Consider the following 25,734-nt stretch of genomic DNA (forward strand, 5'->3'; position numbering starts at 1 on the left):
ATCCCACAACTGCGTGATAGGATGCGCGCAATTTGGAGGACCTCATGGCCGAACACGATTTTCGCTACAGCATGCTCAACCCGCAACACACCCTGACCGAGTGCCGCACCCTGGCACCGGGGCGCTATCAAGTGACTGGCAACGGCGGTTCGATTCACGACCGTGACGAACTGCTGGTGACCATCAAAGGCAGCAAAACCCTGCACATGCGCCTGCAGGTCGAGAAGGTCCGCCACTTGATCAACCCGCCCGGCCAATGGATTGCAGTCGCCAAAGGTCCAGTGTTCGACGAGCTGGCCATCCACCAGTGGAAGGTCAATTGCGACAGTTGCGGTGTAGTGCTGGACTTCGAGTTCATGGTTGACGCCAAGGCTGGCGTTGCCGCACAGAAACCCGCCGCATCAGCACGCATTGCCGAGCTGGGCTGGAAATCCGAAGGTGAGAAGCACTTCTGCAAGAAGTGTCAGGAGAAAGCTGCATGAAACCGTTTGCCCTGTCAGCACTCGTCGGTGCTGCCTTGCTGGTCGGCTGCGCGGCTAAACCGCTGCCGATCAAGCATGACCAAAGCTACGTGCTGGAATGGATCGGCGAACGTCCGCTGATCGACAACAGTCACCTGACCATGACCCTGGGCGCCGATGGCCGCGCCTACGGCAATGCCGGCTGCAACCACTGGTTTGCGTCGTATACCCTGCAGGACGAGACCATCACGTTTGGTGCCGTCGGCAGCACCCGCAAAATGTGTGCCCCGGCCCTGATGGAGCAAGAGCAACGCTTCCTGCAAGCGGTTGGCAAAGTTCAGCGCTGGGACATCTCGCCCATTGACCAGCTGCGCCTGTGGCCTGCGCAAGGCAAACCGTTGAGGTTCTGGGAAGAGGGTTGAACCCTGGGTTGCACCATTTCCGGTAGGAGCGAACTTGTTCGCGAGGCGGTGTATCTGAAGAACCGCGTCAGCCCTCTCGCCAACAAGTTGCCTCCTACCACAACAACCTGACACGGCAATGCCCGGTAGGAGCGAACTTGTTCGCGAGGCGGTGTATCTGAAGAACCGCGTCAGCCCTCTCGCCAACAAGTTGCCTCCTACCGGAACAACCTGACACGGCACCGCCCGGTAGGAGCGAACTTGTTCGCGAGGTGATGGTGCAGCCGATAGAGGTTTTTCCTGCCTATTAGATTTCACCCCTCCCCGCGTAGCGCCTTCAGCTTCGCCGTCACACCGGCGGCGGTCTGTTCGCCCAGCAACTGCGCACGCATCTTGCCCTTGTCGTCGATGATGTACGTCACCGGCAAGGCTTCACTCGGCGGCAAGTCATATTGCGCAGCCGGGTCCTGAGCCAATACCGTGAACTTGATACCCAGTGCATTGCTGGCGGTTTTCAGCTCTTCGCCCTGCAAGTTGTCGAAATTGACGCCAAGCACCGTCACCTTCTGGTCCTTGAGTTCTTCCGACAGGTGATTGAGTTCCGGGATTTCAACCCGGCACGGGCCGCACCATTCAGCCCAGTAATTGATCACCAGCCAATGCTTGTCGATGCGCTCGCTGGCAACTTTCTGGCCGTTCTGGTCAGTCCCCAGATCCACGCCACACCCCGCCAACAACACACTGCCGACCAATGCCACTACCGCTGCCAATCGCCTCGCCATGTTGTTCCTCTCTGTCATGAAATACTTCAAACCTGCGACGGATCACCGCTTGGTGTTTAGCCCAGGTCCTATGGCGGGGAGGATAGCCGCCACTTCATGCTGGATGCGACCTGCAAATGACCGACCTGACGCTTTATCACAACCCGCGCTGCTCCAAATCGCGCGGCGCGCTGGAACTGCTGCAAGCCCGAGGCCTGAGCCCGTCCATCGTGTTGTACCTGGAAACCCCGCCCGACGCCGGGCAATTGCGCGACGTTCTGAACAAGCTGGGCATCAGTGCCCGTCAACTGCTGCGCACCGGCGAAGACGATTACAAGGCCCTCAACCTGGCCGACCAAAGCCTGAGCGACGACGCCTTGATCGACGCCATGGTCGCGCACCCCAAACTCATCGAGCGGCCGATTCTGGTCGCCGGTGACAAGGCCGTCATCGGCCGCCCACCAGAAAACGTCCTGGAGCTTTTACCATGAGCACGCCGTACATCCTGGTCCTCTTTTACAGCCGCAACGGCTCAACCAGTGAAATGGCCCGGCAGATCGCCCGCGGTATCGAACTGGGCGGTATGGAAGCGCGCTTGCGTACCGTGCCCGCCATTTCCACCGAATGCGAAGCCGTGGCGCCGAGCATCCCGGAAAGTGGCGCGCTGTTCGCGACACTGGATGATCTGAAAAACTGCGCAGGCCTGGCCCTTGGCAGCCCGACGCGGTTCGGCAACATGGCTGCACCGCTCAAGTACTTCCTCGACGGCACCAGCAACCTGTGGCTGACCGGCGCGCTGGTGGGCAAACCGGCCAGCGTGTTCACCTCCACCGCCAGCCTGCACGGCGGCCAGGAAACCACCTTGATGTCGATGCTACTGCCGTTGCTGCACCACGGCATGCTGATCACCGGCCTGCCTTACAGCGAATCTGCACTGGTGGAAACCAGCGGCGGCGGCACCCCCTATGGCGCCAGTCACCACGCCGGGCCTGACGGCAAGCGTCCGCTGGACCCGCATGAAACCCAACTGTGTCGAGCACTCGGTCAGCGTCTGGCGAAAACCGCCCTTCTGCTGGACCCGGCCCGTGGCTAAAAAGCCCAAAGTCCTGCCTGCGCTGGACTGGCTTGAACCGCGAGTAAAAATCAGCCGCCTGATCAGCCTGACCAGTTTTTTCGGGCTGATCGCGCTGCTGAGCATTTATTACCTGTGGATTGCCGACCTGCACGGCGCAAGGCCCTGGGTGATTCTGCTGATCGAACTGGTGCCGCTGCTATTGTTCGCACCCGGGATTATCAGTGGTAGCCCCCGCGCTTATTCGTGGCTGTGTTTCGTGGTCAACCTGTATTTCATCAAAGGTGCGCTGGCAGCGTTCGATCCCAACCGTTCGCTGTTCGGCATCCTGGAGATGCTCGCCAGCCTCGGGGTATTTGTCAGCGCGCTGCTGTACATCAGATGGACTTTTCAGCGAAACCGTAAACTTGCGGGCGAAGGCCAAGTCTGAGGCTGTACGCATCATTTTCTGGAGCAGTAATGCACGATTACAAATGGCTGAATGAGTACTGCCTGAACCGCTTCGGCTCGGCCAAAGCCCTCGAAGCACATTTGCCGACACCCAAGACCGCTAAACAACTGCAAGCCATCGGCGACGACCGCTACCTTTCGACCATGGCCCTGCGGGTGTTCCGCGCCGGTTTGAAACACAGCCTGGTGGACGCCAAGTGGCCGACTTTCGAGGAAGTGTTCTACCGCTTCGATCCGGAAAAAGTCGTGCTCATGGGCGCCGACCATCTTGAGCGGCTGATGCAGGATGCGCGGATCATTCGCCACTTGGGCAAACTCAAAAGCGTGCCGCGCAATGCGCAACTGGTACTGGACATCGAAAAGGAACACGGCAGTTTCGGCAACTTCATCGCCCAATGGCCGGTGGATGACATCACCGGGCTCTGGCAGTACCTCGCCAAACATGGCAACCAGATGGGCGGACTGTCTGCGCCGCGCTTCCTGCGCATGGTGGGTAAAGACACCTTTATCCCGACCTGGGACGTGGTAGCCGCGCTCAACGCCCAGAAGATCGTCGACAAAGTCCCGACCAGCAAACGCGATCAGGCCATCGTCCAGCAAGTGTTCAACCAATGGCAAAGCGAAAGCGGCAGGCCGTTGTGCCAGCTGTCAGCGATGCTGGCGTTTACGGTGAATCACTGAGAAGGGAAGCTTCGCTTAACTCGTAGGACCGGCTTTAGCCGGGAGGAGGCCTTTACATGTACAACATTTCCATCGTCACGGCCGCCATCCTCCCGGCTAAAGCCGGTCCTACAGATTCAACCTAGACATTCACCACATTCACAAACCGCGATGCGGCGGTTTCGTCGATGCGCAGGTTAGTGAAGTCGAACAGATTGCGGTCAGCCAGCTGGGACGGAATGACATTTTGCAGACTGCGGAAAATACTGTCGGTCCGGCCTGGCGTCTTGCGCTCCCACTCCTGAAGCATGTCCTTGACCACCTGACGCTGCAGGTTTTCCTGAGAACCACACAGGTTGCACGGGATGATCGGGAAATTCCTGAAGTCGGAATAAGCCTGAATGTCCTTCTCATGGCAGTACGCCAATGGCCGGATCACCACGTTGCGACCATCGTCGGCGCGCAGCTTGGGCGGCATGGCTTTCAGCGAGCCATTGAAGAACATATTCAGGAAAAACGTCTCGACGATGTCATCGCGATGATGCCCCAGCGCCATTTTCGTTGCGCCAATCTCGTCGGCAAAAGTGTAAAGCGTGCCGCGACGCAGGCGTGAACACAGCGAACAGGTGGTCTTGCCCTCCGGGATCAGTTCCTTGACCACCGAGTATGTGTCTTTCTCGACGATGTGATACTCGATGCCCAGCGTTTCCAGATAGGCAGGCAGCACGTGCTCGGGAAAACCCGGCTGCTTCTGATCCATGTTCACGGCGACGATATCGAACTTGATCGGAGCGACCTTCTGAAAATGCATCAGCACATCAAGCATGGTGTAGCTGTCTTTGCCGCCAGACAGGCAGACCATGACCTTGTCACCCTCTTCAATCATGTTGAAGTCGGCCACGGCTTCACCGGCCAGGCGACGCAGGCGTTTCTGCAGTTTGTTCTGATTGACTGAAAGGGTGCCCATGGCGCTGGTATCCGGTTGCAATGACAAGGAGAAAAGCCCGGCATTTTACGCATAAATACGGCGTGGGGCTAAATCTTGCTGCTTACTGCCTGAGGGCATTAACAGTGTCCTGTAGATCGCCAATTGCTCTAACTGGCTGCTTTTTGTACAGGTCACGCTTCCTATACTGATACAGAGCCTGGACGTAGGACCGGCTTGAGCCGGGAGGGCGATACTGGACTCTCGCGGCTAAAGCCGCTCCTGCGAATATTGCTTTACCAGAAGGAAGGAGTACTCCACATGATCCATCACATCTGGGGGTTGTTTACCCATCCTGATCAGGAATGGCGGGACATCCGTGGCGAGGAAGAACAAAGCATCGGCCATCTATACCTTACGCACACGCTGATTCTGGCGGCGATTCCGGCGGTTTCGGCGTACATCGGCACTACGCAGATGGGCTGGGTGATTGGGGATCGAGCGCCGGTCATGCTGACCCACCAAAGCGCGATATGGATGACTATCATGTCGTACATCGCCATGCTCGCCGGTGTCGCGATCATGGGTGGCTTCATCCACTGGATGGCCCGCACCTACGATGCGACGCCTAGCCTGGCACGCTGCCTCGCCTTCGCGACTTACACGGCGACACCGCTGTTCATCGGCGGTCTGGCTGCGCTTTACCCACACATGTGGCTAGGCATGATGATCGGCACGGCAGCTGTCTGCTATACGGTTTACCTGCTGTACGTCGGCGTGCCGACCTTCATGAAAATCCCGGCGGACGAAGGCTTCATGTTCTCAAGCTCCATACTGGCAGTGGGCCTGGTGGTGCTGGTGGCGATCATGGCATTTACGGTGGTGCTATGGGGCATTGGTGTGGGGCCGGAATACACCAATTGAACACACCCCTTCGCTTTCTGTAGGAGCTGCCGAAGGCTGCGAATCGATTTTCCATGATACTCCGCTTCGCAGCCTTCGGCAGCTCCTACATGGATGTGCGCATGCTCATGACCATTCGGCAGCTTGGGTTTTCGATATCCAGCCCTTTTACGGCATACTCGGTGTCTCTGGAGACCCATGAAGCATGCTCGAGCCACTCAACACCCGTGTCGAAGTCTGTTACCAACAAGCCGAAGCTTTTTTCAAACGCCCTTTCACACGCCCGGTAGTCAGCCTCAAGCTGCGCGGCCAAAAAGCCGGTGTCGCGCATTTGCATGACAACATGCTGCGCTTCAACCCACAGCTGTACCGGGAAAACAGCGAAGACTTTTTACGCCAGACCGTCGCCCACGAAGTCGCGCACCTGATCGCCCACCAATTGTTCGGTGACCGCATCCAGCCCCACGGCGAGGAATGGCAACTGATCATGCGCGGCGTCTACGAACTGCCGCCCAACCGCTGCCACACCTACGCCGTCCAGCGCCGCAGCGTGACGCGCTACATATACCGCTGCCCGTGCCCGGGAAGCGAATTCCCGTTCTCGGCCCAACGTCACCAAATGGTCCGCAAAGGCCGCCGCTATTTGTGCCGCAGCTGCCGCGAAACACTGGTGTTCAGTGGTGAAACGCGGGTGGTTTAAGTTCCAGCTTGAACGAGATAGAACGGTGGGAGCGAATTCATTCGCGAAGAGGCAAGTAAAAGCGATACATCTCCATCGTCTGAAAAACAGCATTCGCGAATAAATTCGCTCCCACCGAATTTATGCAAATCCGTAGGACCGGCTTTAGCCGGGAGGGCGTCGGGACATTCACTACATACTCTTCGTCAGAAATACCGCTCTCCCGGCTAAAGCCGGTCCTACGGGATTGCAAGCAAACATAGAATCTCCCACATATCCCACGTCGTCGAATCAGCTTGCTAAAGATAATGGCGGCTAGCCGCCAGCCCATAAAAAAACCCATCCGAAGATGGGTTTTTCAGTAACGCGGGCTGTGGTTAGACAGGCTTGCGCGTCGGGATCGGGCGGGTCAGTGGCTCTTCAGCCAGTTCAGCAACACCCAGATCATCTACTGGAGCGGTGTTGTCGATAGCACGACCACCGGAAGCCAGCTCGGTTTGCAGCTTGTCGGTGTCCAGCTCGCCGACCCACTTGGCAACCACGACGGTGGCAACAGCGTTACCCACCAGGTTGGTCAGGGCGCGGGCTTCGGACATGAAGCGGTCGATACCCAGGATCAGCGCCAGACCGGCAACCGGCAAGTGGCCAACAGCCGACAGGGTTGCAGCCAGTACGATAAAGCCGCTACCGGTCACGCCAGCAGCACCTTTGGACGACAGCAGCAGAACCAGCAGCAGGGTGATCTGATGGGTGATGTCCATGTGAGTGTTGGTCGCCTGAGCGATGAACACTGCAGCCATGGTCAGGTAGATCGACGTACCGTCCAGGTTGAACGAGTAGCCAGTGGGGATAACCAGACCCACTACCGACTTCTGTGCGCCCAGACGTTCCATCTTGATCAGCATGCGAGGCAGTGCCGATTCCGAGGAGGAAGTACCCAGTACGATCAACAGCTCTTCACGGATGTAGCGGATCAGCTTCAGCACGCTGAAGCCGTGAGCGCGGCAGATGCCACCCAGCACGATCAGTACGAACAGTGCGCACGTGATGTAGAAGCAGATCATCAACTGGCCCAGTTGCACCAGCGAGCTCACACCGTAAGCACCGATGGTGAACGCCATGGCACCGAAGGCACCCAGAGGCGCCAGCTTCATGATCATGTTGATGATGTTAAACATCACGTGAGCGAAGCGATCGATGAAGTCCAGAACCGGCTTGCCGTAAGCACCCAGGCGATGCAGCGCGAAGCCGAAGATCACCGAGAACATCAGGACTTGCAGGATATCGCCGTTAGCGAAGGCACCGACGATGGTGTTCGGGATCACGTTAAGCAGGAAGCCAACGATGCTCTGGTCAGCGCCCGCACTGACGTAGGCAGCGATTTTGGAAGCATCCAGCGTGCTCACGTCGATGTTCATGCCGGCACCCGGCTGAACAACGTTGACCACAACCAGACCGATCAGCAGGGCGATGGTCGATACGATTTCGAAGTACAGCAGCGCGTAGCCGCCAGTCTTGCCCACCGACTTCATGTTCTGCATGCCAGCGATACCGCTAACCACAGTACAGAAGATGATCGGGGCAATGACCATTTTGATCAGTTTGATGAACCCGTCGCCCAGCGGCTTGAGAGCCTTGCCGGTGTCAGGATAGAAGTGGCCGATAAGAATACCGATCACGATTGCTACGATGACCTGGAAATACAGGGATTTGTAAATCGGCTGACGAGTCGTCATGAAATCATCCTCAAGGGCGTTGTCGGCACCATTCATGTGATGCGCGCGACGCCTAACGAGCTAACCCTCCTGCAACTGGAGGGATTTGTTTTGTCGAGCTGCACGGGGCAGACCTCTCCCCTGTATCGCAAGGCTCGTGCCACTTTCACGAAACACGCTGAACAGCATGTAAACCGGTGTGTTGGAGTCTAGTTGGGGTTTGACGATCCGCTCAGAGTGGCGGATTTCCGCCGATTAGCGGGAGAAATTCAGGAAGAGTGGCGGGTATCCGCCGATCCGCCAGCAGATAGCCACCCCATGACTTATAGACTAATAATCGGAATGCGCGGAGGTTTGTTGGAGCGAGGCTTGCCCGCGAATCAGTCGGTGAGGTAAGTCAGGAAGACCGTGTTATCGTTTTTCGCGGGCAAGCCTCGCTCCAACAGCCCCGCGCGCAGCAGCGGCCTAACCAGCGAAGAAATGAATCCTGAACGCGGCCCCGCCCAGCGGCGAATCACCCAGGGTCAACCGCGCGTTGTAGCTTTCGATGATGTCTTTAACCACCGCCAGCCCGATGCCCTGACCCGGGTTCTGGCGGTCCAGACGTTCGCCACGCTGCAAAATACGTTCGCGCTGGTGTTCCGGCACGCCGGGGCCGTCGTCTTCAACGCATAACTCTTCCCCGGCTTCGGACGTCCGCAAGCTGACGCGAACCTGCCCCAAACACAGCCGATACGCGTTCTCCAGCAGGTTGCCGAGCATTTCCAGCAAGGCGCCCTCTTCCATCGGCACCACGCATTCGTCGGGCAGGTCCAGCGTCACTTTCACCTGTTTATCGCGGTAGACCTTCTCCAGCGTATTGCACAGGCTTTCCACCACCGGCCGGAGCCTGACGTGATGACGCACCAGCCCGCTCTTGCGCAGGCTGGCCCGCTGCAGTTGATAGCCGATCTGCTGACTCATGCGCTCGATCTGGGATTGCAGAATGCGCGCCTGCTCGACATCTTCAGGTCGCTTGGCGATGTTTTCACTGACGCCCTGCAACACCGCCAGCGGGGTTTTGAGGCTGTGAGCCAAGTCGTCGAGGGAGTCGCGGTAACGAATCCGCTGCTCGCGCTCACTGCTCAGCAACCGGTTCAACGACCCGGTTAGACGCAACAGTTCGCTCGGATGATTTTCACTCAGGCTCTCGCGCTGGCCCGACTCCACCTGATCCAGCTCCTGACTCAAACCGCGCAAGGCACGCAGCCCCCAGGTCAGACCCAGCCACAGCAGCGCGAGCAATACCAGCAACGCAGCGCCAAACCCGAGATAAAGCTTTTGCCGCAGCTGAGTGACGGTTTCCTGATAACCGCGCACCGGTTGCAGCGCCACGATACTGAAGGCCGCATTACGGCCGCCGAGCAATCTGATTTCAACGTCATAGACGAAAAACTCTTCGCCGTTGGACTCTTTGATCGTGGTGAACTCACTGCCCTTGCCGTCGTAACGCGGCTGGTAGTCGATGTACTCGTCTTCAGTAGCCAGCGAGCGCCAGACCAGATCACCCTGACGGTTATAGATGTAGCCCAGCAAGCGCGAGCCGGGAAGATTGAATTGCTCACCGGGCAGCACGGATGGCATCAACAGACGGCCATTCTCGACTCTGGCGGCGGAAATCAAGGTGGTCACATCGGACGCCAGCCGCTGCTCGATGGAGCCGCGCAGCGCGAGGCTGAATGCGCCCTGCAAGGCGGGCAACATGAGTAGCATGAAAATCACTGCCAGGGTCGCTGCGCCAATCATCAGGCGCAGGTGCAGCGAACGAATCATGTGCAGCGCTCGTTGAACAGGTATCCCAGCCCGCGCACGGTTTCAATGGGTTTGAAGGCCACCGCACCTTCGATTTTGCGTCGCAGACGACCGACCAGAACCTCGATCACATTCGGATCGCGCTCTTCGTCATCGGGGTAGAGTTGCTCCATCAGGCGCTCTTTGGCCACCACCTGCTGATGATGGCGCATGAGGTATTCGAGAATCCGGTATTCGTAGGCGGTCAGCGGCAGCGGTTGCTCTTCCAGCGTGGCCTGTTTGCGGTTCAGGTCCAGCGATAATGGCCCGGCAATAATCGTCGAGTGGGTAAAACCGCTGGCCCGGCGCAGCAAGGCATTGAGGCGCGCTTCCAGCTCTTCGAACTGAAAGGGCTTGACCACGTAATCATCAGCCCCGGCAGCCAAGCCTTCGACCTTGTCCTGCCAATTGCCACGGGCCGTCAAAATCAGGATCGGAAACGCCTTGCCGAGGGTGCGCAACTGACGAATCAGCTCCAGACCGCTCATGCCCGGCAGCCCGAGGTCGATTACCGCCAGGTCATGGTTGAACTGGCCCACCTGGTAGAGCGCCTCTTCGGCGTTGGCGACCGACTCAACGATATGGCCAGCCTCGGTCAATCGGGTTTGCAAGTGATGACGCAACAGCGCCTCGTCCTCAACCACCAGCAACTTCATGCAGCTCTCCCGGGTGATGTTTCACGTTCTAAAATCAACAAACTGCAATTAGGCATTTCAAAGACGATAAACCCGTAGGAGCGGCTTCAGCCGCGAGGAAGCCAGTACATTCGCCGCATTTGTATCATCAGGAATGCCATCCTCCCGGCTAAAGCCGGTCCTACGGACTGTGATGGGCAATTATCAAAGCACGTGCTGCACCGGCTTCCAGCTTTGCGAAACACCCTCTTCAGCACTGAAGCCCACCGCCTTAGTCTGGCGCAGATCATAGTGCCCAGACAGCGTTTTCTGTGCGACCGGCACGCCGTTGTACCTACCCGACAGGCCGTCATAAGTTGCCGAATAATATAGCCGGTCGGCGTGAGGCCGGTCATCGATCTGCTCGCTCAAGCCCTGACTCCAGACACCCTCACCCAGCGACCTGCCACTTTCGCCAAACCTGTCGACCCGTTCGCCACTTTTGTTCAGCGGTGCTCGGGAAACTTCATTGCCGCTGTCCGCCGCTTGCGCCGCAGCACTGCCGCCCAGAAAAGCCAAAGCCAGGAAAAACTTGTTGAGTGTCGTCATGGTGTAGTCCTCTTGCGCCGGGCGCTGTTCAGGTACGGCACCAGACTAGTCTGCGCGCCCTGAACCAGCCCTGAACACCCACTGAACCTGCGCTGAACAACTATCTACCGCACACATTAAAAAACACCCGTCACAATGCGTTAATCTTCCTACCCATTCCCAACCGCTATATAGAAGGTGTCGATCATGCGTTTATGGATTGCGTTGCTGATGATGGGGCTGGCCGGTGTGACTCAGGCGGCCATCAAGACCGAACAGATCAACTATAAAAGCGCCGACGGCACCCCGCTGGTGGGTTATTACGCTTATGACGACGCCATCAAAGGCCAGCGTCCCGGCATCATCGTGGTTCATGAATGGTGGGGCCTGAACGATTACGCCAAGCGTCGCGCCCGTGACCTTGCAGCGCTCGGCTACAGCGCCATGGCTATCGATATGTACGGTGAAGGCAAGAACACCGAACACCCGAAAGACGCCATGGGCTTCATGCAGGCGGCGTTGAAAGACAGCGACGCGGCCAACAAGCGCTTCGATGCAGGTCTTGAGCAACTGAAGAAACAACCGCAGACCGATCCGAAGAAAATCGCCGCTATCGGCTACTGCTTCGGCGGCAAGATCGTTCTGGATGCGGCCCGTCGCGGCGAACCGCTGGCTGGCGTGGTCAGCTTCCACGGTGCATTGGTCACCAACACCCCCGCCAAGGCCGGTGGCGTGAAAGTCCCGATGCTGGTGGAGCACGGCGCTAAAGACAGCATGGTCACCCCGGAAAACGTTGCCGCCTTCAAGAAGGAAATGGACGACGCAGGTGCCGACTATAAATTCGTCAGCCTCGCCGACGCCAAACACGGCTTCACCAACCCTGACGCCGACCGCCTCAGCCACGGCGAACACGGCGGCCCGGACATCGGCTACAACAAAGCCGCTGACGAAAGTTCGTGGAAAGATATGCAGGCGTTTTTGAAGAAAGTGTTTGGCGCGTAAACCCGCCCAGGACGCTCTCCTGTAGGAGTGAGCTTGCTCGCGATAGCTATATTCCCGGCGCTGGACATGTATCAGGTGTACCGGCCTCATCGCGAGCAAGCTCACTCCTACAGGATCTATGTGGGCCGGGCTATAGCGCACGCCTTTAGCGAGCCGCTTCCCAGTACCGCATTCCCCCGGCAAAATGCCGCCCATGACTCAAAATCCTCACCTCCCCGCCTGTTGCCCCGCCCTCCATCACCATTGGCCCTTGCCCCATGCCTTGGCGAATGTGGCGTTGGTCAGCGGTCACTTCGATCCCAAACAACTCGCGGAGGGCGACTTCCAGCGTAGCGTCATCACGCCTCCGGCCAGCATTCAGCGCTCTGTCGCCAAACGGCAAACCGAATTTCTTGCAGGCCGCTTGTGCGCAAGAACAGCGCTGCAGCATCTGGACGGTCGCGACTGGGTGCCGGACATCGGCGAAGACCGCGCGCCGATCTGGCCAGCCGACATTTGCGGTTCAATCACCCACAGTACCGGCTGGGCCGCGGCCATCGTCGCGAACAAACAGCATTGGCGTGGATTGGGGCTGGACACTGAAAACCTGCTTAGTCACGAGCGCGCCAGCCGTCTGGCCGGAGAAATCCTCACGCCGTGGGAAATGCAGCAAATGGCTGCTGGGCCTGCGGAGCAGATTGCTCTGCACGTGACGCTGACCTTCTCTATAAAAGAAGCGCTGTTCAAGGCCCTGTACCCCATCGTGCAGAAACGCTTCTATTTTGAAGACGCGCAACTGCTGCACTGGTCCGCGGACGGTAAAGCTCGCCTGCGCCTGCTGACCGACCTGTCCGGCGAATGGCACAACGGCAAGGAACTGGAAGGGCAATTCAGCGTGCAGGGCGAGCATGTGTTGAGCCTGGTGGCAGTGCCTGCGTGATTCAGCCATAACGTTTTTTGGAGCCCCCCCCAGCCCGCATGGCCGACGCGATCTCTGTAGGACTGGCTTTAGCCGGGAGGACATCGGGACAGACACCAAATCTCCTTCGCCAGAAATCATTCCTCCCGGCTAAAGCCGGTCCTACGGAGGGCAGAGCAAGCATGCGGGCCAATATAGAATCGCCCACAAAACCTCAGCGCACATCCTCCAACGGACAATGCTCACACCGCCCCACCCACGCCACCTGATGGCTCAAACAACAAATGCGCCGCTGCCGACGTGGCGGTTCGCCCACATAGTGGATGGCATTGAACAAAGGATTGCGTCGTCCGTCGCTCAAGGTCTTATTGCGCAATAGCGCATAACCCGCGTCCAGCGAGGTGTCGGTCAACGTGCCCAGTTGCACGAGGCAGCGCTCAAGGTAATCCCCGGCATTGCCCCACAGAACCGCCGCCGATACATCGCCCAGCCGACTGAGCGCATCAATGAAAGGATGCAGATTGTCATCCATCAGCCCTGAAAAACTCACAGGCTGACTCGCGCCAACGCCGAGGAATTTCAACGCAACCGGAACACCGCGCTTGTCCAGCGCCACAGCGATCTGATCCAGCTGCAACGGCCAGCACCAGCCCTGCACCAACCCCGCCACCACAACTGGTGGGATCACTTGCATGAAGTAATACTTGGACCACTGCGACACCAACACCTGTCGATGACTGGCCAGCAACTCAGCGCCATAGATATTCAGCAACAGCGCGTCCAGCGCCTCAGCCTGCAAAAGCTCCGGCAACGGCCTCACCGCCCGCGGATCGTCTTCAGCCAGCAGGCTCTGCCCGAAGCACTCAAGTGCGCCACTGAATAATGGGTGACTCATCAGGCTTCCTGATTGGGAAAAGGGAGTTCTCAACTTACGTAGGAGCTGCCGAAGGCTGCGAAACCGATGTGCCTGATACACCGCCTTCGCAGCCTTCGGCAGCGCCTACAGGAACAACATCTGCATTGAGGGAAGGACAGTCCTCAAAACCACAACTCGAACAATTCTATCCATCATTTCCTCAAGCACACCACATGCCAAAACGCGCTTGCCAAAGGCATTTTCTGTGATAGGGTTCGCGCCCTCAAAAATCAGCTCACCGTCGTAAAAAAACCTTAATAAGCGTCATAGGGGCGCCGGTCCAGTAGTTATGCGGCCTACACGCGATACGGAGCTTTCATACACCAATTACACACAGCTTTATCCACAGGTAGTGCGTTGCAATTGGTGTCCAAAACGCTTTATCTTGTAGCCCGGCTTCACGAACAACCCTACATGTAGGGTTTTACGTAAAAAACCCAACACAAGTCGAACAGGGATTTCAAGCATTTTTCTTCCGTGTCGAGGGTTGAACCAAAGGCTAATTCATTAGCCCAAGCTGCGCCCCAGACACCCGAGCGTGCATACCCTCTTTGACTGCAGCAAATTCAAGCATTTGTTGCAATATTTAACAGGCACCATCCAACAGATTTCCCGAGGCAGCGAGCAACGATCTCGCTGCCTTTTTGACTTCAAAGCCAGGGACGGTGAAACCCGCCATCCCCATCCGTTTTGAGGTCGTTACAGCCGGCGCTTTTGTCGACTGAATGCCTACAAACCGGATCGGTGGGTGCTGATTAGCACCCAAACAAACATAGAGAATGTGGAGACACCCATGCAAACAGACACAACTCGCGAGAACTCGCCGAACCCGGCGCCGCAGACAAGCCAGTCCCAACAGGATCTGTCCGCGACCGCTCCCGGCCAGCTGCGCGTGATCAAGCGTAACGGCACTGTCGTCGCCTACACCGATGACAAAATTACCGTCGCTATCACCAAAGCGTTTCTTGCAGTTGAGGGCGGCACTGCCGCTGCGTCTTCGCGCATCCACGACACCGTGGCCCGTCTGACTGAACAAGTCACCGCGACCTTCAAGCGTCGCATGCCTTCGGGCGGCACCATCCACATCGAAGAAATCCAGGACCAGGTTGAACTGGCCCTCATGCGTGCCGGCGAGCAGAAAGTCGCTCGCGACTACGTCATCTACCGTAACGAGCGCTCCAAGGAGCGTGCCGTTCGTGGCACCGACGCACCGGTCGACGCCCACCCTTCGATCCGCATTACCCGCGCCGACGGCAGCATTGCGCCGCTGGACATGGGTCGTCTGAACACCATCGTCACTGAAGCGTGTGAAGGCCTGGCTGAAGTCGACGCCAACCTGATCCAGAACGAAACCCTGAAAAACCTGTACGACGGCGTGGCGATGAAAGACGTCAACACCGCTCTGGTGATGACCGCCCGTACCCTGGTTGAGCGCGAGCCGAACTACTCGTTCGTGACCGCCCGCCTGCTGATGGACACCCTGCGCGCTGAAGGCCTGAATTTCCTGGAAGTGGCCGAAAGCGCTACTCACCACGAAATGGCCGACCTGTATGCCAAGGCCCTGCCTTCGTACATCGCCAAAGGCATTCAGTTCGAATTGCTGAACCCGATCCTGGCCACCTTTGACCTGGAAAAACTCGGCAAGGCGATCAACCACGAGCGCGATCAGCAGTTCACCTACCTGGGCCTGCAAACTCTGTACGACCGTTACTTCATCCACAAGGATGGTATCCGTTTCGAACTGCCGCAGATCTTCTTCATGCGTGTGGCCATGGGTCTGGCAATCGAAGAGAAAGCCAAAGAAGACCGCGCCATCGAGTTCTACAACCTGTTGTCGTCCTTCGACTACATGGCGTCGACTCCTACGCTGTTCAACGCCGGTACCTTGCGTCCGCAGCTGTCCAGCTGCTACCTGACCACCGTTCCGGATGACCTGTCGGGCATTTACCACGCCATCCACGACAACGCCATGCTGTCCAAATTCGCAGGCGGTCTGGGCAACGACTGGACTCCGGTTCGTGCGCTGGGCTCGTACATCAAAGGCACCAACGGCAAATCCCAGGGCGTTGTACCGTTCCTGAAAGTCGTGAACGACACCGCCGTAGCCGTTAACCAGGGTGGCAAGCGCAAAGGCGCTGTCTGTGCTTACCTGGAAACCTGGCACATGGACATCGAAGAGTTCATCGAACTGCGCAAGAACACCGGTGATGACCGTCGTCGTACCCACGACATGAACACTGCCAACTGGATCCCTGACCTGTTCATGAAGCGTGTCTTCGATGACGGCAAATGGACCCTGTTCTCGCCTTCCGAAGTACCGGACCTGCACGACCTGACCGGTAAAGCCTTCGAAGAGCGTTACGAGTACTACGAAGCCCTGAGCGAATACCCAGGCAAGATCAAGCTGTTCAAGACCATCCAGGCCAAAGACCTGTGGCGCAAGATGCTCTCGATGCTGTTCGAAACCGGCCACCCATGGCTGACCTTCAAGGACCCGTGCAACCTGCGTAGCCCGCAGCAGCACGTGGGCGTGGTTCACAGCTCGAACCTGTGCACCGAGATCACCCTGAACACCAACAAGGACGAGATCGCAGTCTGCAACCTGGGCTCGATCAACCTGCCGAACCACATCGTGGGCGGCAAGCTGGACACCGACAAGCTCAAGCGCACCATCGACGTCGCCGTTCGCATGCTCGATAACGTTATCGACATCAACTACTACTCGGTGCCGCAAGCGAAGAACTCCAACTTCCGTCATCGTCCAGTGGGTCTGGGCATCATGGGCTTCCAGGACGCGCTGTACCTGCAGCACATTCCTTACGGTTCCGATGCGGCTGTCGAGTTCGCCGACCGTTCGATGGAAGCTGTCAGCTACTACGCGATCCAGGCCTCTTGCGACCTGGCCGACGAGCGCGGTGCCTACGAGACGTTCCAGGGTTCCCTGTGGTCCAAAGGCGTACTGCCGCTGGATTCGCAACAGATCCTGATCGAGCAGCGTGGCCAGAAGTACATCGACGTTGACCTGAACGAAACCCTGGACTGGGCGCCAGTACGTGCCCGTGTACAGAAAGGTATTCGTAACTCCAACATCATGGCCATCGCACCGACCGCGACCATCGCCAACATCACTGGCGTATCGCAGTCGATCGAACCGACTTACCAGAACCTGTACGTGAAATCGAACCTCTCGGGCGAATTCACCGTGATCAACCCGTACCTGGTCCGCGACCTCAAAGCCCGCGACCTGTGGGACTCGGTCATGATCAACGACCTGAAGTACTACGACGGTTCGGTACAACAGATCGAGCGCATCCCACAGGAACTCAAAGACCTGTACGCCACCGCGTTCGAAGTCGACACCAAGTGGATTGTTGATGCAGCAAGCCGTCGCCAGAAGTGGATCGACCAGGCTCAGTCCCTGAACCTGTACATCGCTGGCGCATCGGGCAAGAAGCTGGACGTGACCTACCGCATGGCCTGGTACCGTGGTCTGAAAACCACTTACTACCTCCGTGCCCTGGCTGCGACCAGCACCGAGAAATCCACCGTCAACACCGGCAAGCTCAACGCAGTATCGAGCGGCGGCCACGGCCCGGACGACTCGGCGATCACCGCCCCACGTCCAACCGAAGCTGCACCGGCCGGTCCAGCACCAGTGCCTAAGGCCTGTGCGATCGACGAGCCGGATTGCGAAGCTTGCCAATAAGGCAATCTTGAAAGCTGGCCTCGGCTCTTCCTCTGGAATGATATTCCTTGTGGGAGCGAGGCTTGCCCGCGATAAGGTCACCCTGCTGTAACTACCGAAATACAAACCGGGAGCCTCAAACCCTCCCGGCTTCACCCCGCAAAACCGCTACCTGCACAGGTCGCCCGCGTCCCCCCCTCTCCCTCGCTGCAAACAAAGCCTACTGCGCCAAAACCCATCGCAACAAAACAACCTGACACCGCACATCCTTCCCAATTAATCCCATCCCGGTGGGAGCGCACTCATTCGCGAAAGCGGTGTGTCAGACGCAGATTTTTTGCAGGGAAAATACCTTCGCGAATGAATTCGCTCCTACCAAAAACGGTGCAGGCAGGTGTTAACGCTGTGAACACCCATCCTGGTGGGAGCGAATTCATTCGCGAAAGCGGTGGGTCAGACGCAGATTTTTCGCAGAAGAAATGCTTTCGCGAATGAATTCGCTCCTACCAGAAACAGTGCAGTCAGGTGTTAACGCTGTGAACACCCATCCCGGTGGGAGCGCATTCATTCGCGAAAGCGGTGTGTCAAACGCAGACTTTTTGCAGGAAAAATGCTTTCGCGAATGAATTCGCCCCTACCGAAAAACAGTGCAGGCAGGTGTTAACGCTGTGAACCCATCCCGGTAGGAGCGAATTCATTCGCGAAAGCGGTGGGTCAGACGCAGATTTTTTGCAGGAGAAATGCCTTCGCGAATGAATTCGCTCCTACCGAAAAACAGTGCAGTCAGGTGTTAACGCTGTGAACACACCTCCCGGTAGGAGCGAATTCATTCGCGAAAGCGGTGCGTCAGACGCAGATTTTTTGCAGGGAAAATACCTTCGCGAATTAATTCGCTCCCACCAGAAACAGTGCAGGCAGGTGTTAACGCTGTGAACACACATCCCGGTGGGAGCGAATTCATTCGCGAAAGCGGTACGTCAGACGCAGATTTTTTGCAGGGAAAATGCCTTAGCGAATGAATTCGCCCCTACCGAAAAACAGTGCAGTCAGGTGTTAACGCTGTGAACACACCTCCCGGTAGGAGCGAATTCATTCGCGAAAGCGGTGTGTCAGACGCAGACTTTTTGCATGGAAAATACCTTCGCGAATGAATTCGCTCCTACCAAAAACAGTGCAGTCAGGTGTTAACGCTGTGAACACCCCATCCCGGTAGGAGCGAATTCATTCGCGAAAGCGGTGTGTCAGACGCAGATTTTTTGCAGGGAAAATACCTTCGCGAATGAATTCGCTCCTACCAAAAACAGTGCAGTCAGGTGTTAACGCTGTGAACACCCCATCCCGGTAGGAGCGAATTCATTCGCGAAAGCGGTGTGTCAGACGCAGATTTTTTGCAGGGAAAATACCTTCGCGAATGAATTCGCTCCTACCAAAAACAGTGCAGTCAGGTGTTAACGCTGTGAACACCCCATCCCGGTAGGAGCGAATTCATTCGCGAAAGCGGTGTGTCAGACGCAGATTTTTTGCAGGGAAAATACCTTCGCGAATGAATTCGCTCCTACCAAAAACAGTGCAATCAGAGCCAGACGGACGGACGGGCTCACTAAATTCCATAGCATGCCGCTATGCCTACTGTAGCTACCCTCAATTGGGCTTAAAGGCCGACTGAAGATACCTTCCCGTTATCGCAATATATGGCGCATTGACACCAACGCGCTTCAGCTACTTGTTTACCCACGAGTTCACCCCATGAAAAATCCGATATCCCTCGCATCGCGCATCGGCCTGGGCTTTGCCGCCATCGTGTCGCTGCTTGTATTGATTACCGCCGTGGGTATTCAACGAGTTGGATTTATCGACTCCACCCTGGAAGACGTCAGCAATAACGCCGCGAAAGTGCAGCGCTACGCAATCAACTTCCGCGGTAGCGTGCACAACCGCGCGATCGCCATTCGCGATGCCGTGCTGGTGACCAATGATCGCGACCTTGAATCCCACCTGGCCGAAGTCAGCAGCCTGCAAAAAGACTACGTGGACTCAGCCACGCCGATGGACCAACTCTTCGCGAGCAACACCGTCACCCCGCAAGAGCAATCCATGCTGCAGGCCATCAAAGACATCGAACAGCGCACCCTGGCCTCCACGAAAAAACTGATCGACCTGCGCCGCACCGGCGACATCGCGGGTTCTCAGGCTTTGCTGCTCAACCAGATATCCGCCGACTACAGCGAGTGGCTCAAGCGCATCAACGCCTTGATCGACTATGAAGAAGCGTCCATCAAATCGCAGCTCAGTGACGTGCAGGCCACCGCTAGCCAGTTTCGCGGCTTGATGTTGCTGGCGACTGGCGCGGCTTTGTTGCTGAGCATCTTCCTGTCGATCCTCATCATCCGCTTCGTCAAATCCACCCTCGGCGCAGAACCTACTGAAGTGGCTCAAGCCATCCAGCGTCTTGCCGCGGGCGACCTGCAGCAAAGCATCGTCACGCCCTACCCCGACAGCGTGATGGGCGTACTGAAAACTGCCCTCAGCCGCCTGGCTGACACCATTACCCAAGTGCGCATGGCCGCTCAGGAAGTGAATCAGTCCTCAACACTGCTGTCCGCCACGTCGATCACCAACAACGACCAGATCAACCTGCAAACCCGTGAAGCTGAACAAGTGGCCACCGCCATCACGCAAATGGCAGCCACCGTCAACGAAGTCACCGGTTACGCATCCCAAGCCGCCGATGCAACGCGTCTGGCCGACGGCGAAGTGGAAAGCGGTAACCAGTTGGTCGCGGGCACCACCCTGGCGATTGAACAATTGGCCACGTCACTGGCGGAAACCACCCTGACCGTGGAGCGGGTGTCCAAACAAAGCGAAGAGATCGAGAGCGTGATCGACGTCATCAACTCAATTGCCTCTCAAACCAACCTGCTGGCCCTCAACGCGGCCATCGAAGCGGCAAGGGCTGGCGAGCACGGCCGGGGCTTTGCGGTCGTCGCCGATGAAGTGCGCTCGCTGGCCAACCGCACCCAGCGCTCGACGCAAGACATTCGGGACATGATCAGCACCCTGCAAAGTGGTACTGAAGCCGCCGCGCAAACCATGCGTGACAACTGCGAACTGGTAGGTCGCACCGTAGAGCAAACCCGCAATGCACAAGGCGCGCTGTCCAAAATCAGTCAGGAAGTGGGCGCCATCAACCGCATGAACGCACAGATCGCCAGCGCCTCGGTGCAGCAAAACAGCGTGGCCGAAGAAGTGGCTGTCAACATCAACCGCATTCACGGCTCAACCGTGCAGTCCGCTACCGGATCAAAACAAGTGGCCACCGCAAGCCAGGAACTGGCCCAACTGGCAGACCGCCTCACCCAGAAAGTGGCGTTCTTCAAAGTCGGCTGAGCCAAAGGGCAGCGCAGAAAACAAGGCGTGGATCGCGGTGCCCTCGGCCCGGTAGGAGCGAACTTGTTCGCGAGGCGTCATACCTGAAACACCACGAAGCCCCTCTCGCCAACAAGTTGCCTCCTACCCGAACGGCCTGACACCGTGCAAAACGGTAGGAGCGAACTTGTTCGCGAGGCGTCATACCTGAAACACCGCGCAGCCCCTCTCGCCAACAAGTTGCCTCCTACCCGAACGGCGACACCGCGCCACACCAACCGTTGGTCGCCTAAAAACCACTACCGCACAGCCCCTCCCCGCCACACCCCCCGGTATCCAAGGCATAGCGAAACATTGACCCCCGTCAAGCCAAATCCCCATACCGCAAATGCGTCGCAACGACACATTGCCGGACACCCTCATGACCTATATGCTGTGTTTCGAAAAATGAAAAACACTACATAAGGGATTTCCGCTGTATTTCCGGCCGCTACTTCTCCACTGAGAACGAACCCCCAAATGCAGAAGAAAATAACGAAATTCCTTCCTCAAACGCAGTTACGGATGAACAAGTGTCGGGCGAAATCTGTATAATCCCGCGCTCGCTCCAAGGTACTCAAATGACCCTTTGCCCACGCAATGCTGTCTTGCCTGAAAGCCACCTTGAGTCCCCGTTTTGCTCGCCTGTAAGGCCCCAAAGGCGCGGCGACAAATCCAATGATCGATCCGCAGCACCACAAACAGGTCGATCCTGAGTAAAACTCGAAAATTCCGTTGCCGGCGTCATCCACTCGACGCAGGCACTACATCCTTTGAAATTCAGGAGCTTCCACCATGCTGAGCTGGGACGAATTCGATAAAGAAGACGGCGAAGTAGCTGTCAAAGCAACCAACGCCGGTCACGCTAACGAAGCCAACATGGACCGCCTCGACAGCGCCGGTGGCGCCGCAGCCACCGAAGCTCGCGCCGTCACCGACAAAGACTCTGCTGCCCTGATCCGCGCCAAAAAAGCACTGGACGCACTGGACGTCGCCGAAGGCCTGGCTGAACTCGAAGGCGCCAGCGCCCGCGTTGCCGTTGACGAAAAAATGATGATCAACTGCCGCGCCGACCTTAACCAACTCGTGCCTTTCAAGTACGACTGGGCGTGGCAGAAGTACCTGGACGGTTGCGCAAACCACTGGATGCCGCAAGAGGTCAACATGACCGCCGACATCGCCCTGTGGAGAGACCCACAAGGCCTGACCGACGACGAGCGCCGCATCGTCATGCGTAACCTGGGCTTTTTCTCCACCGCCGACTCCCTGGTTGCCAACAACCTGGTACTGGCCGTGTACCGCCTGATCACCAACCCGGAGTGCCGCCAGTACATCCTGCGCCAGGCCTTCGAAGAGGCGATCCACACCCACGCTTACCAGTACTGCATCGAATCGCTGGCCATGGATGAAGGCGAGATCTTCAACATGTACCACGAGATTCCATCGGTCGCGAAGAAAGCCGCCTGGGGCCTGAAATACACCCGTTCGATCTCCGATCCGAAGTTCGAAACCGGCACCGTCGAAACCGACAAAGAATTGCTGCGCAACCTGATCGCCTACTACTGCGTACTGGAAGGCATCTTCTTCTACTGCGGCTTCACCCAGATCCTGTCCATGGGCCGTCGCAACAAAATGACCGGTGTCGCCGAGCAGTTCCAGTACATCCTGCGCGACGAATCCATGCACCTGAACTTCGGCATCGACGTGATCAACCAGATCAAAATCGAAAACCCACACCTGTGGGACGCCGAAATGAAGGAAGAAGCCAGCCAGATGATTCTGCAAGGCACCCAACTGGAAATCGAATACGCACGCGACACCATGCCGCGCGGCGTACTGGGCATGAACGCTGCGATGATGGAGGACTACCTCAAGTTCATCGCTAACCGTCGCCTGAGCCAAATCGGTTTGAAAGAAGAGTACCCAGGTACCACCAACCCATTCCCATGGATGAGCGAAATCATGGACTTGAAGAAAGAGAAAAACTTCTTCGAGACGCGGGTTATTGAGTATCAGACTGGTGGGGCGTTGAGCTGGGATTGATTGATCCCCCGCTCACAAGCTTCAAATGAAAGGGCTGCCTGAAAAGGTGGCCCTTTTTTATTGGCTATGTATGCCGTTGAATGACAGGTTGATCGATGAGCTACGGAGTGGCCCCGATGTCCCTGACACCGCGCCGTCTCGCGGCAACATAGATCTGGTAGGACCGGATTTATCCGGGAAGGCAGCATTCCAGACGACGATGATGTGGCGGATGTACCGACCTATTCCCGAATGAATTCGGTCCCACGGGTTCCGTGTGAATTCAGACAATTACACTTCTTTGATGAACGCGCCGATCACAAGATTCTTGAATCCCATTTCTCGTTCCCATACCGACGGGACTTGTAACTGTCGATCTTCCACTCCCCCGCTTTTTTCAACATGACGAAGAGATACTCGTCCTGAAAGCTCGTCTCCGTTTTAATCACCACTTCGGCTCTGGATTTGGTTTTGATCTCCACCAGGACTTCCGTTGGACTTTCGACACCGTTGAATTTAGCTGGGAAGCCAAAACTTCCAGGATTTTTGCCGCCGTACACCCGACGCTTATCAGTGCAGTAATGATCAAACAGCGGGGCCGTCCGCTCACCGAATATCGCAAACCAATCGGTTCTGCCTTCCGCGTAGTGGTATTCGATGCCCGGATACTTCTGCCGTAGCTCACCATCTTCTTTTTTACTTCCGGCGTAGATATCACGCTCGATCGAATTCCATTTAGTCCCGAATTCACTGACGTGCAATGCCAGATGTGATTTGAGTGAAGCTTCGTCCATTTACCTGGCTCCAGAATTTCCATTGATGCAGAACACTGCTTGAACGCAGCCGTCTTTCGACGATCGATTTCGTAGCTTACAAAGAGCCAGGCCTGATGGCTATCACAGGTTCAAATCGGGCTCTCATGGACACACCGTCCCTCCCCACCTCACTTCACATCGCAATGTATGGCACGATAATCTTCGAAGGAACATCGCCATAAGCAACCCGCGTATTTTGAACCAGAGACAGGACGCTGAAATGGACGCCGCTTTTCAAAAGCTCGCACTCAAGATTGGCATCGAGCTACCGGAACGTTTTTCAGCATTGATGGCCATAGCGCAGTCGGACAAAAACACCATGCGCAGTGTTTATGACGTGTTTTTGCTTGATGCCGAAGAAGCCGAGCGCGAAATTGATGAGTGGCTCGATCCGGCTGATCATGATGGTCGAACGTTCCTGCCTTTCGCGACTAATGGCAGCGGTGAGCCCTACTGTTTCGTGCGTCTGGCAAATGGGCAGACGGGGATCGCACAAGCACTGCATTTCGGGCAGATGACAAGCCTTGCCCACATCGACATATCGTCGTGGGTGACAAGCCACTATGTGCGCGCAGCGGCTGACGTGTCCCACCTGAAATATCAAACAGAGATGGGCCCAGTAATCACCCATGAAGTGCAATTACTCCATCCAGCATTGCTGCCTAAACACCGTGCGCTACTTGCGGACCTTTTTTCCAGACCCTGTGTGGCCAGGTCATTCAAGGACGGCTCCGAGAGCATTCCCAGAACAGTGAACGCTTTCATTTCCCAAGAGGAATCGGAGTTGTTACAGGCAAGCCTGGAACAACCAGACCCTATTGAATTCGAAGTACTGCGTGACTGGATGCGCTGAGTAGGCCTTGCAGTCAGCAGAATCCCAATGGAGTGACCATGAGCGAAAAACAACCCTGCCGGGTGTGCGCAAATTTGATATTGGCAACCACGGCGGCACGCAACGACGGAATGTGTGTGCCCTGCAAGCGCGGCTATCGGAAAGATATCGAAGACGGGAAACTCCGGGCCGAAGAGCACAAGCGTTACATCGTCAGCCCGCGAGCGCTGTACTGGACGGCGCTGGTCAACCGCGTCTACAACACACCCGAAGGTTTCTCAGGGCTGGCATTGGCAGAACAGCGCTATTACGCCGTCAGCGCATTACAGGGCGAGGTCTACAACGGCGGCTTCGATCAGTACTTCGGCAACTCCTCGGGGGAGCACTTCGACATCGCTTGCGCGGGCCTGCTTGAACTGGGCGCGACGCAGACACTGGCGCTGCTCGAAGAGGCCAGGCGCCTGCTGTTCGGTACCCAGCCCGTGCCCACCGACAAGGGCTTGCGCCAGTTGAGCATGCCCACCTACGCAGACGAGCGAGATCTTGATTGCGAAGCGGCGCTGGATGCCCTCGACAACCAATTTTATAAGGATGCCGAACAACTCGACGACCGCTTGCTGAAGTACGCCCTTGAGCACGGCTTGTTCGAAAGGGAGGCCGATTGACCATCCGGCCAGATGACAACCCCCACCCAAATCAGCAAACCCAGGCTACGCCAACCATGAAAAATCACGCACCGTACTACGTGCTGTTTACTGCGATGCTTTCAATGTTTTGCCCAGCCGTCCTGGCAGCATCGTGGCAAATCTGCAGCATGGAATTGCGTATTACTGATGTCCTGACAAAACCCTATCCAGCGTTGCAGGCCGAGATCCTCAAGGTAAGCGCAAAGACCGCCACGGTCGTCTGCCCGGAGCCAGGCTCGACTCTCAAGTTTTTGCCGGAAACGTCAGACTATCAGGCCGTGCTGCCACGCCGAACCTGGCCCAAAAAAGGACAAGTGGTGCGCTTTGATTACCGCTACCTGGATGGCACCTGTAAAGGCGAATGGAAGGATTACCCGTGCCGCATCAAACACTACTCACTGCCGAGGCAATGAA

At 57.1% G+C, this 25,734-nt stretch carries 24 protein-coding genes; 16 read left to right on the top strand and 8 right to left on the bottom strand.

Going from position 1 to position 25,734, the window contains the following annotated elements; translation table 11 throughout:
* Positions 1–44: 44 nt before the first annotated feature.
* Both AO242_RS23995 and AO242_RS24000 read left to right on the top strand, forming a co-directional pair.
* On the top strand, positions 45–482 hold the full coding sequence (locus tag AO242_RS23995; RefSeq protein WP_027899236.1) for a hypothetical protein: 438 nt from the start codon (positions 45–47) through the stop codon (positions 480–482).
* Entirely contained in the window at positions 479–883 is a 405-nt protein-coding gene (locus AO242_RS24000) for an META domain-containing protein (RefSeq protein WP_099270636.1), read from the top strand. The genes AO242_RS23995 and AO242_RS24000 overlap by 4 nt, the downstream gene beginning before the upstream one ends.
* Before the next feature lie 293 nt (positions 884–1,176).
* On the opposite strand, the gene AO242_RS24005 is transcribed toward AO242_RS24000, so the two are convergent.
* Positions 1,177–1,644, bottom strand: a complete 468-nt coding sequence (locus tag AO242_RS24005) for a TlpA family protein disulfide reductase (protein WP_099270637.1) — start codon at positions 1,642–1,644, stop codon at positions 1,177–1,179.
* A gap of 116 nt (positions 1,645–1,760) precedes the next feature.
* Between AO242_RS24005 and arsC the strand changes: the two genes are divergently transcribed.
* From arsC to AO242_RS24025, 4 genes are read left to right on the top strand one after another with little or no spacing between them, the layout of a single operon-like run.
* Positions 1,761–2,114, top strand: a complete 354-nt coding sequence (gene arsC, locus AO242_RS24010) for an arsenate reductase (glutaredoxin) (RefSeq protein ID WP_099270638.1) — start codon at positions 1,761–1,763, stop codon at positions 2,112–2,114.
* Positions 2,111–2,716 carry an NAD(P)H:quinone oxidoreductase gene (gene wrbA / locus AO242_RS24015; RefSeq protein ID WP_027901856.1) on the top strand — a complete coding sequence of 202 codons (606 nt, stop codon included), beginning with the start codon at positions 2,111–2,113 and terminating at the stop codon, positions 2,714–2,716. Before arsC ends, wrbA begins: the two co-directional genes overlap by 4 nt.
* Complete coding sequence (locus tag AO242_RS24020) at positions 2,709–3,125, top strand: DUF2069 domain-containing protein (RefSeq protein ID WP_099270639.1); 417 nt, start codon at positions 2,709–2,711, stop codon at positions 3,123–3,125. The genes wrbA and AO242_RS24020 overlap by 8 nt, the downstream gene beginning before the upstream one ends.
* Positions 3,126–3,154: 29 nt before the next feature.
* Complete coding sequence (locus AO242_RS24025; protein ID WP_027901854.1) at positions 3,155–3,826, top strand: DNA-3-methyladenine glycosylase I; 672 nt, start codon at positions 3,155–3,157, stop codon at positions 3,824–3,826.
* A gap of 121 nt (positions 3,827–3,947) precedes the next feature.
* Here the strand turns inward: AO242_RS24025 and ttcA are convergent, their stop codons facing one another.
* Entirely contained in the window at positions 3,948–4,772 is an 825-nt protein-coding gene (gene ttcA / locus AO242_RS24030) for a tRNA 2-thiocytidine(32) synthetase TtcA (protein ID WP_099270640.1), read from the bottom strand.
* Between the two features lie 279 nt (positions 4,773–5,051).
* Here ttcA and AO242_RS24035 point away from each other — a divergent pair, with 279 nt between their 5' ends.
* Positions 5,052–5,654, top strand: a complete 603-nt coding sequence (locus AO242_RS24035) for a Yip1 family protein (RefSeq protein WP_099270641.1) — start codon at positions 5,052–5,054, stop codon at positions 5,652–5,654.
* A gap of 184 nt (positions 5,655–5,838) precedes the next feature.
* Positions 5,839–6,333, top strand: coding sequence for a SprT family zinc-dependent metalloprotease (locus AO242_RS24040; RefSeq protein WP_027901851.1), 495 nt, complete (start codon positions 5,839–5,841; stop codon positions 6,331–6,333).
* 356 nt (positions 6,334–6,689) lie between these two features.
* On the opposite strand, the gene AO242_RS24045 is transcribed toward AO242_RS24040, so the two are convergent.
* From AO242_RS24045 to AO242_RS24065, 4 genes are all read right to left on the bottom strand, one after another.
* A complete protein-coding gene (locus AO242_RS24045; RefSeq protein ID WP_099270855.1) occupies positions 6,690–8,048 on the bottom strand; it encodes a dicarboxylate/amino acid:cation symporter in 1,359 nt (452 codons plus the stop codon).
* A gap of 444 nt (positions 8,049–8,492) precedes the next feature.
* Positions 8,493–9,839 carry an ATP-binding protein gene (locus AO242_RS24055; RefSeq protein ID WP_099270642.1) on the bottom strand — a complete coding sequence of 449 codons (1,347 nt, stop codon included), beginning with the start codon at positions 9,837–9,839 and terminating at the stop codon, positions 8,493–8,495.
* On the bottom strand, positions 9,836–10,513 hold the full coding sequence (locus AO242_RS24060; protein ID WP_095094996.1) for a response regulator transcription factor: 678 nt from the start codon (positions 10,511–10,513) through the stop codon (positions 9,836–9,838). The genes AO242_RS24055 and AO242_RS24060 overlap by 4 nt, the downstream gene beginning before the upstream one ends.
* Before the next feature lie 183 nt (positions 10,514–10,696).
* The gene (locus tag AO242_RS24065; protein WP_099270643.1) at positions 10,697–11,080 is read right to left on the bottom strand and encodes a hypothetical protein; all 384 of its coding nucleotides are present in this window, start codon (positions 11,078–11,080) and stop codon (positions 10,697–10,699) included.
* 186 nt (positions 11,081–11,266) lie between these two features.
* Between AO242_RS24065 and AO242_RS24070 the strand changes: the two genes are divergently transcribed.
* Entirely contained in the window at positions 11,267–12,061 is a 795-nt protein-coding gene (locus tag AO242_RS24070) for a dienelactone hydrolase family protein (protein ID WP_027901319.1), read from the top strand.
* Positions 12,062–12,254: 193 nt separating this feature from the next.
* Complete coding sequence (locus AO242_RS24075; protein ID WP_218927855.1) at positions 12,255–12,980, top strand: 4'-phosphopantetheinyl transferase family protein; 726 nt, start codon at positions 12,255–12,257, stop codon at positions 12,978–12,980.
* 193 nt (positions 12,981–13,173) lie between these two features.
* Here AO242_RS24075 and fhuF read toward each other — a convergent pair whose 3' ends face one another.
* Positions 13,174–13,854: a siderophore-iron reductase FhuF gene (gene fhuF / locus AO242_RS24080; RefSeq protein ID WP_099270645.1), complete on the bottom strand. Its 681-nt coding sequence runs from the start codon at positions 13,852–13,854 to the stop codon at positions 13,174–13,176.
* Positions 13,855–14,668: 814 nt separating this feature from the next.
* Here fhuF and AO242_RS24085 point away from each other — a divergent pair.
* From AO242_RS24085 to AO242_RS24095, 3 genes are all read left to right on the top strand, one after another.
* A complete protein-coding gene (locus AO242_RS24085; protein ID WP_099270646.1) occupies positions 14,669–17,581 on the top strand; it encodes a ribonucleoside-diphosphate reductase subunit alpha in 2,913 nt (970 codons plus the stop codon).
* A 1,725-nt stretch (positions 17,582–19,306) separates the two neighbouring features.
* A complete protein-coding gene (locus tag AO242_RS24090; protein WP_099270647.1) occupies positions 19,307–20,947 on the top strand; it encodes a methyl-accepting chemotaxis protein in 1,641 nt (546 codons plus the stop codon).
* 813 nt (positions 20,948–21,760) lie between these two features.
* The gene (locus AO242_RS24095; RefSeq protein ID WP_027901745.1) at positions 21,761–23,008 is read left to right on the top strand and encodes a ribonucleotide-diphosphate reductase subunit beta; all 1,248 of its coding nucleotides are present in this window, start codon (positions 21,761–21,763) and stop codon (positions 23,006–23,008) included.
* A gap of 296 nt (positions 23,009–23,304) precedes the next feature.
* Here AO242_RS24095 and AO242_RS24105 read toward each other — a convergent pair whose 3' ends face one another.
* The gene (locus AO242_RS24105) at positions 23,305–23,781 is read right to left on the bottom strand and encodes an NTF2 fold immunity protein (RefSeq protein WP_027901744.1); all 477 of its coding nucleotides are present in this window, start codon (positions 23,779–23,781) and stop codon (positions 23,305–23,307) included.
* 241 nt (positions 23,782–24,022) lie between these two features.
* On the opposite strand from AO242_RS24105, the gene AO242_RS24110 reads away from it, so the two are divergent.
* The 3 genes from AO242_RS24110 to AO242_RS24120 are packed head-to-tail and all read left to right on the top strand — an operon-like array spanning position 24,023 to position 25,733.
* Positions 24,023–24,655, top strand: a complete 633-nt coding sequence (locus tag AO242_RS24110) for an SMI1/KNR4 family protein (RefSeq protein ID WP_099270649.1) — start codon at positions 24,023–24,025, stop codon at positions 24,653–24,655.
* Between the two features lie 38 nt (positions 24,656–24,693).
* Positions 24,694–25,299, top strand: coding sequence for a DMP19 family protein (locus AO242_RS24115; RefSeq protein WP_099270650.1), 606 nt, complete (start codon positions 24,694–24,696; stop codon positions 25,297–25,299).
* Positions 25,300–25,355: 56 nt separating this feature from the next.
* A complete protein-coding gene (locus AO242_RS24120) occupies positions 25,356–25,733 on the top strand; it encodes a hypothetical protein (RefSeq protein ID WP_306475065.1) in 378 nt (125 codons plus the stop codon).
* Position 25,734: the final 1 nt, after the last annotated feature.

It is taken from the genome of Pseudomonas sp. ICMP 561 (genome assembly GCF_002699985.1).
In the GTDB taxonomy this organism is placed as follows: Bacteria; Pseudomonadota; Gammaproteobacteria; order Pseudomonadales; family Pseudomonadaceae; genus Aquipseudomonas; species Aquipseudomonas quasicaspiana.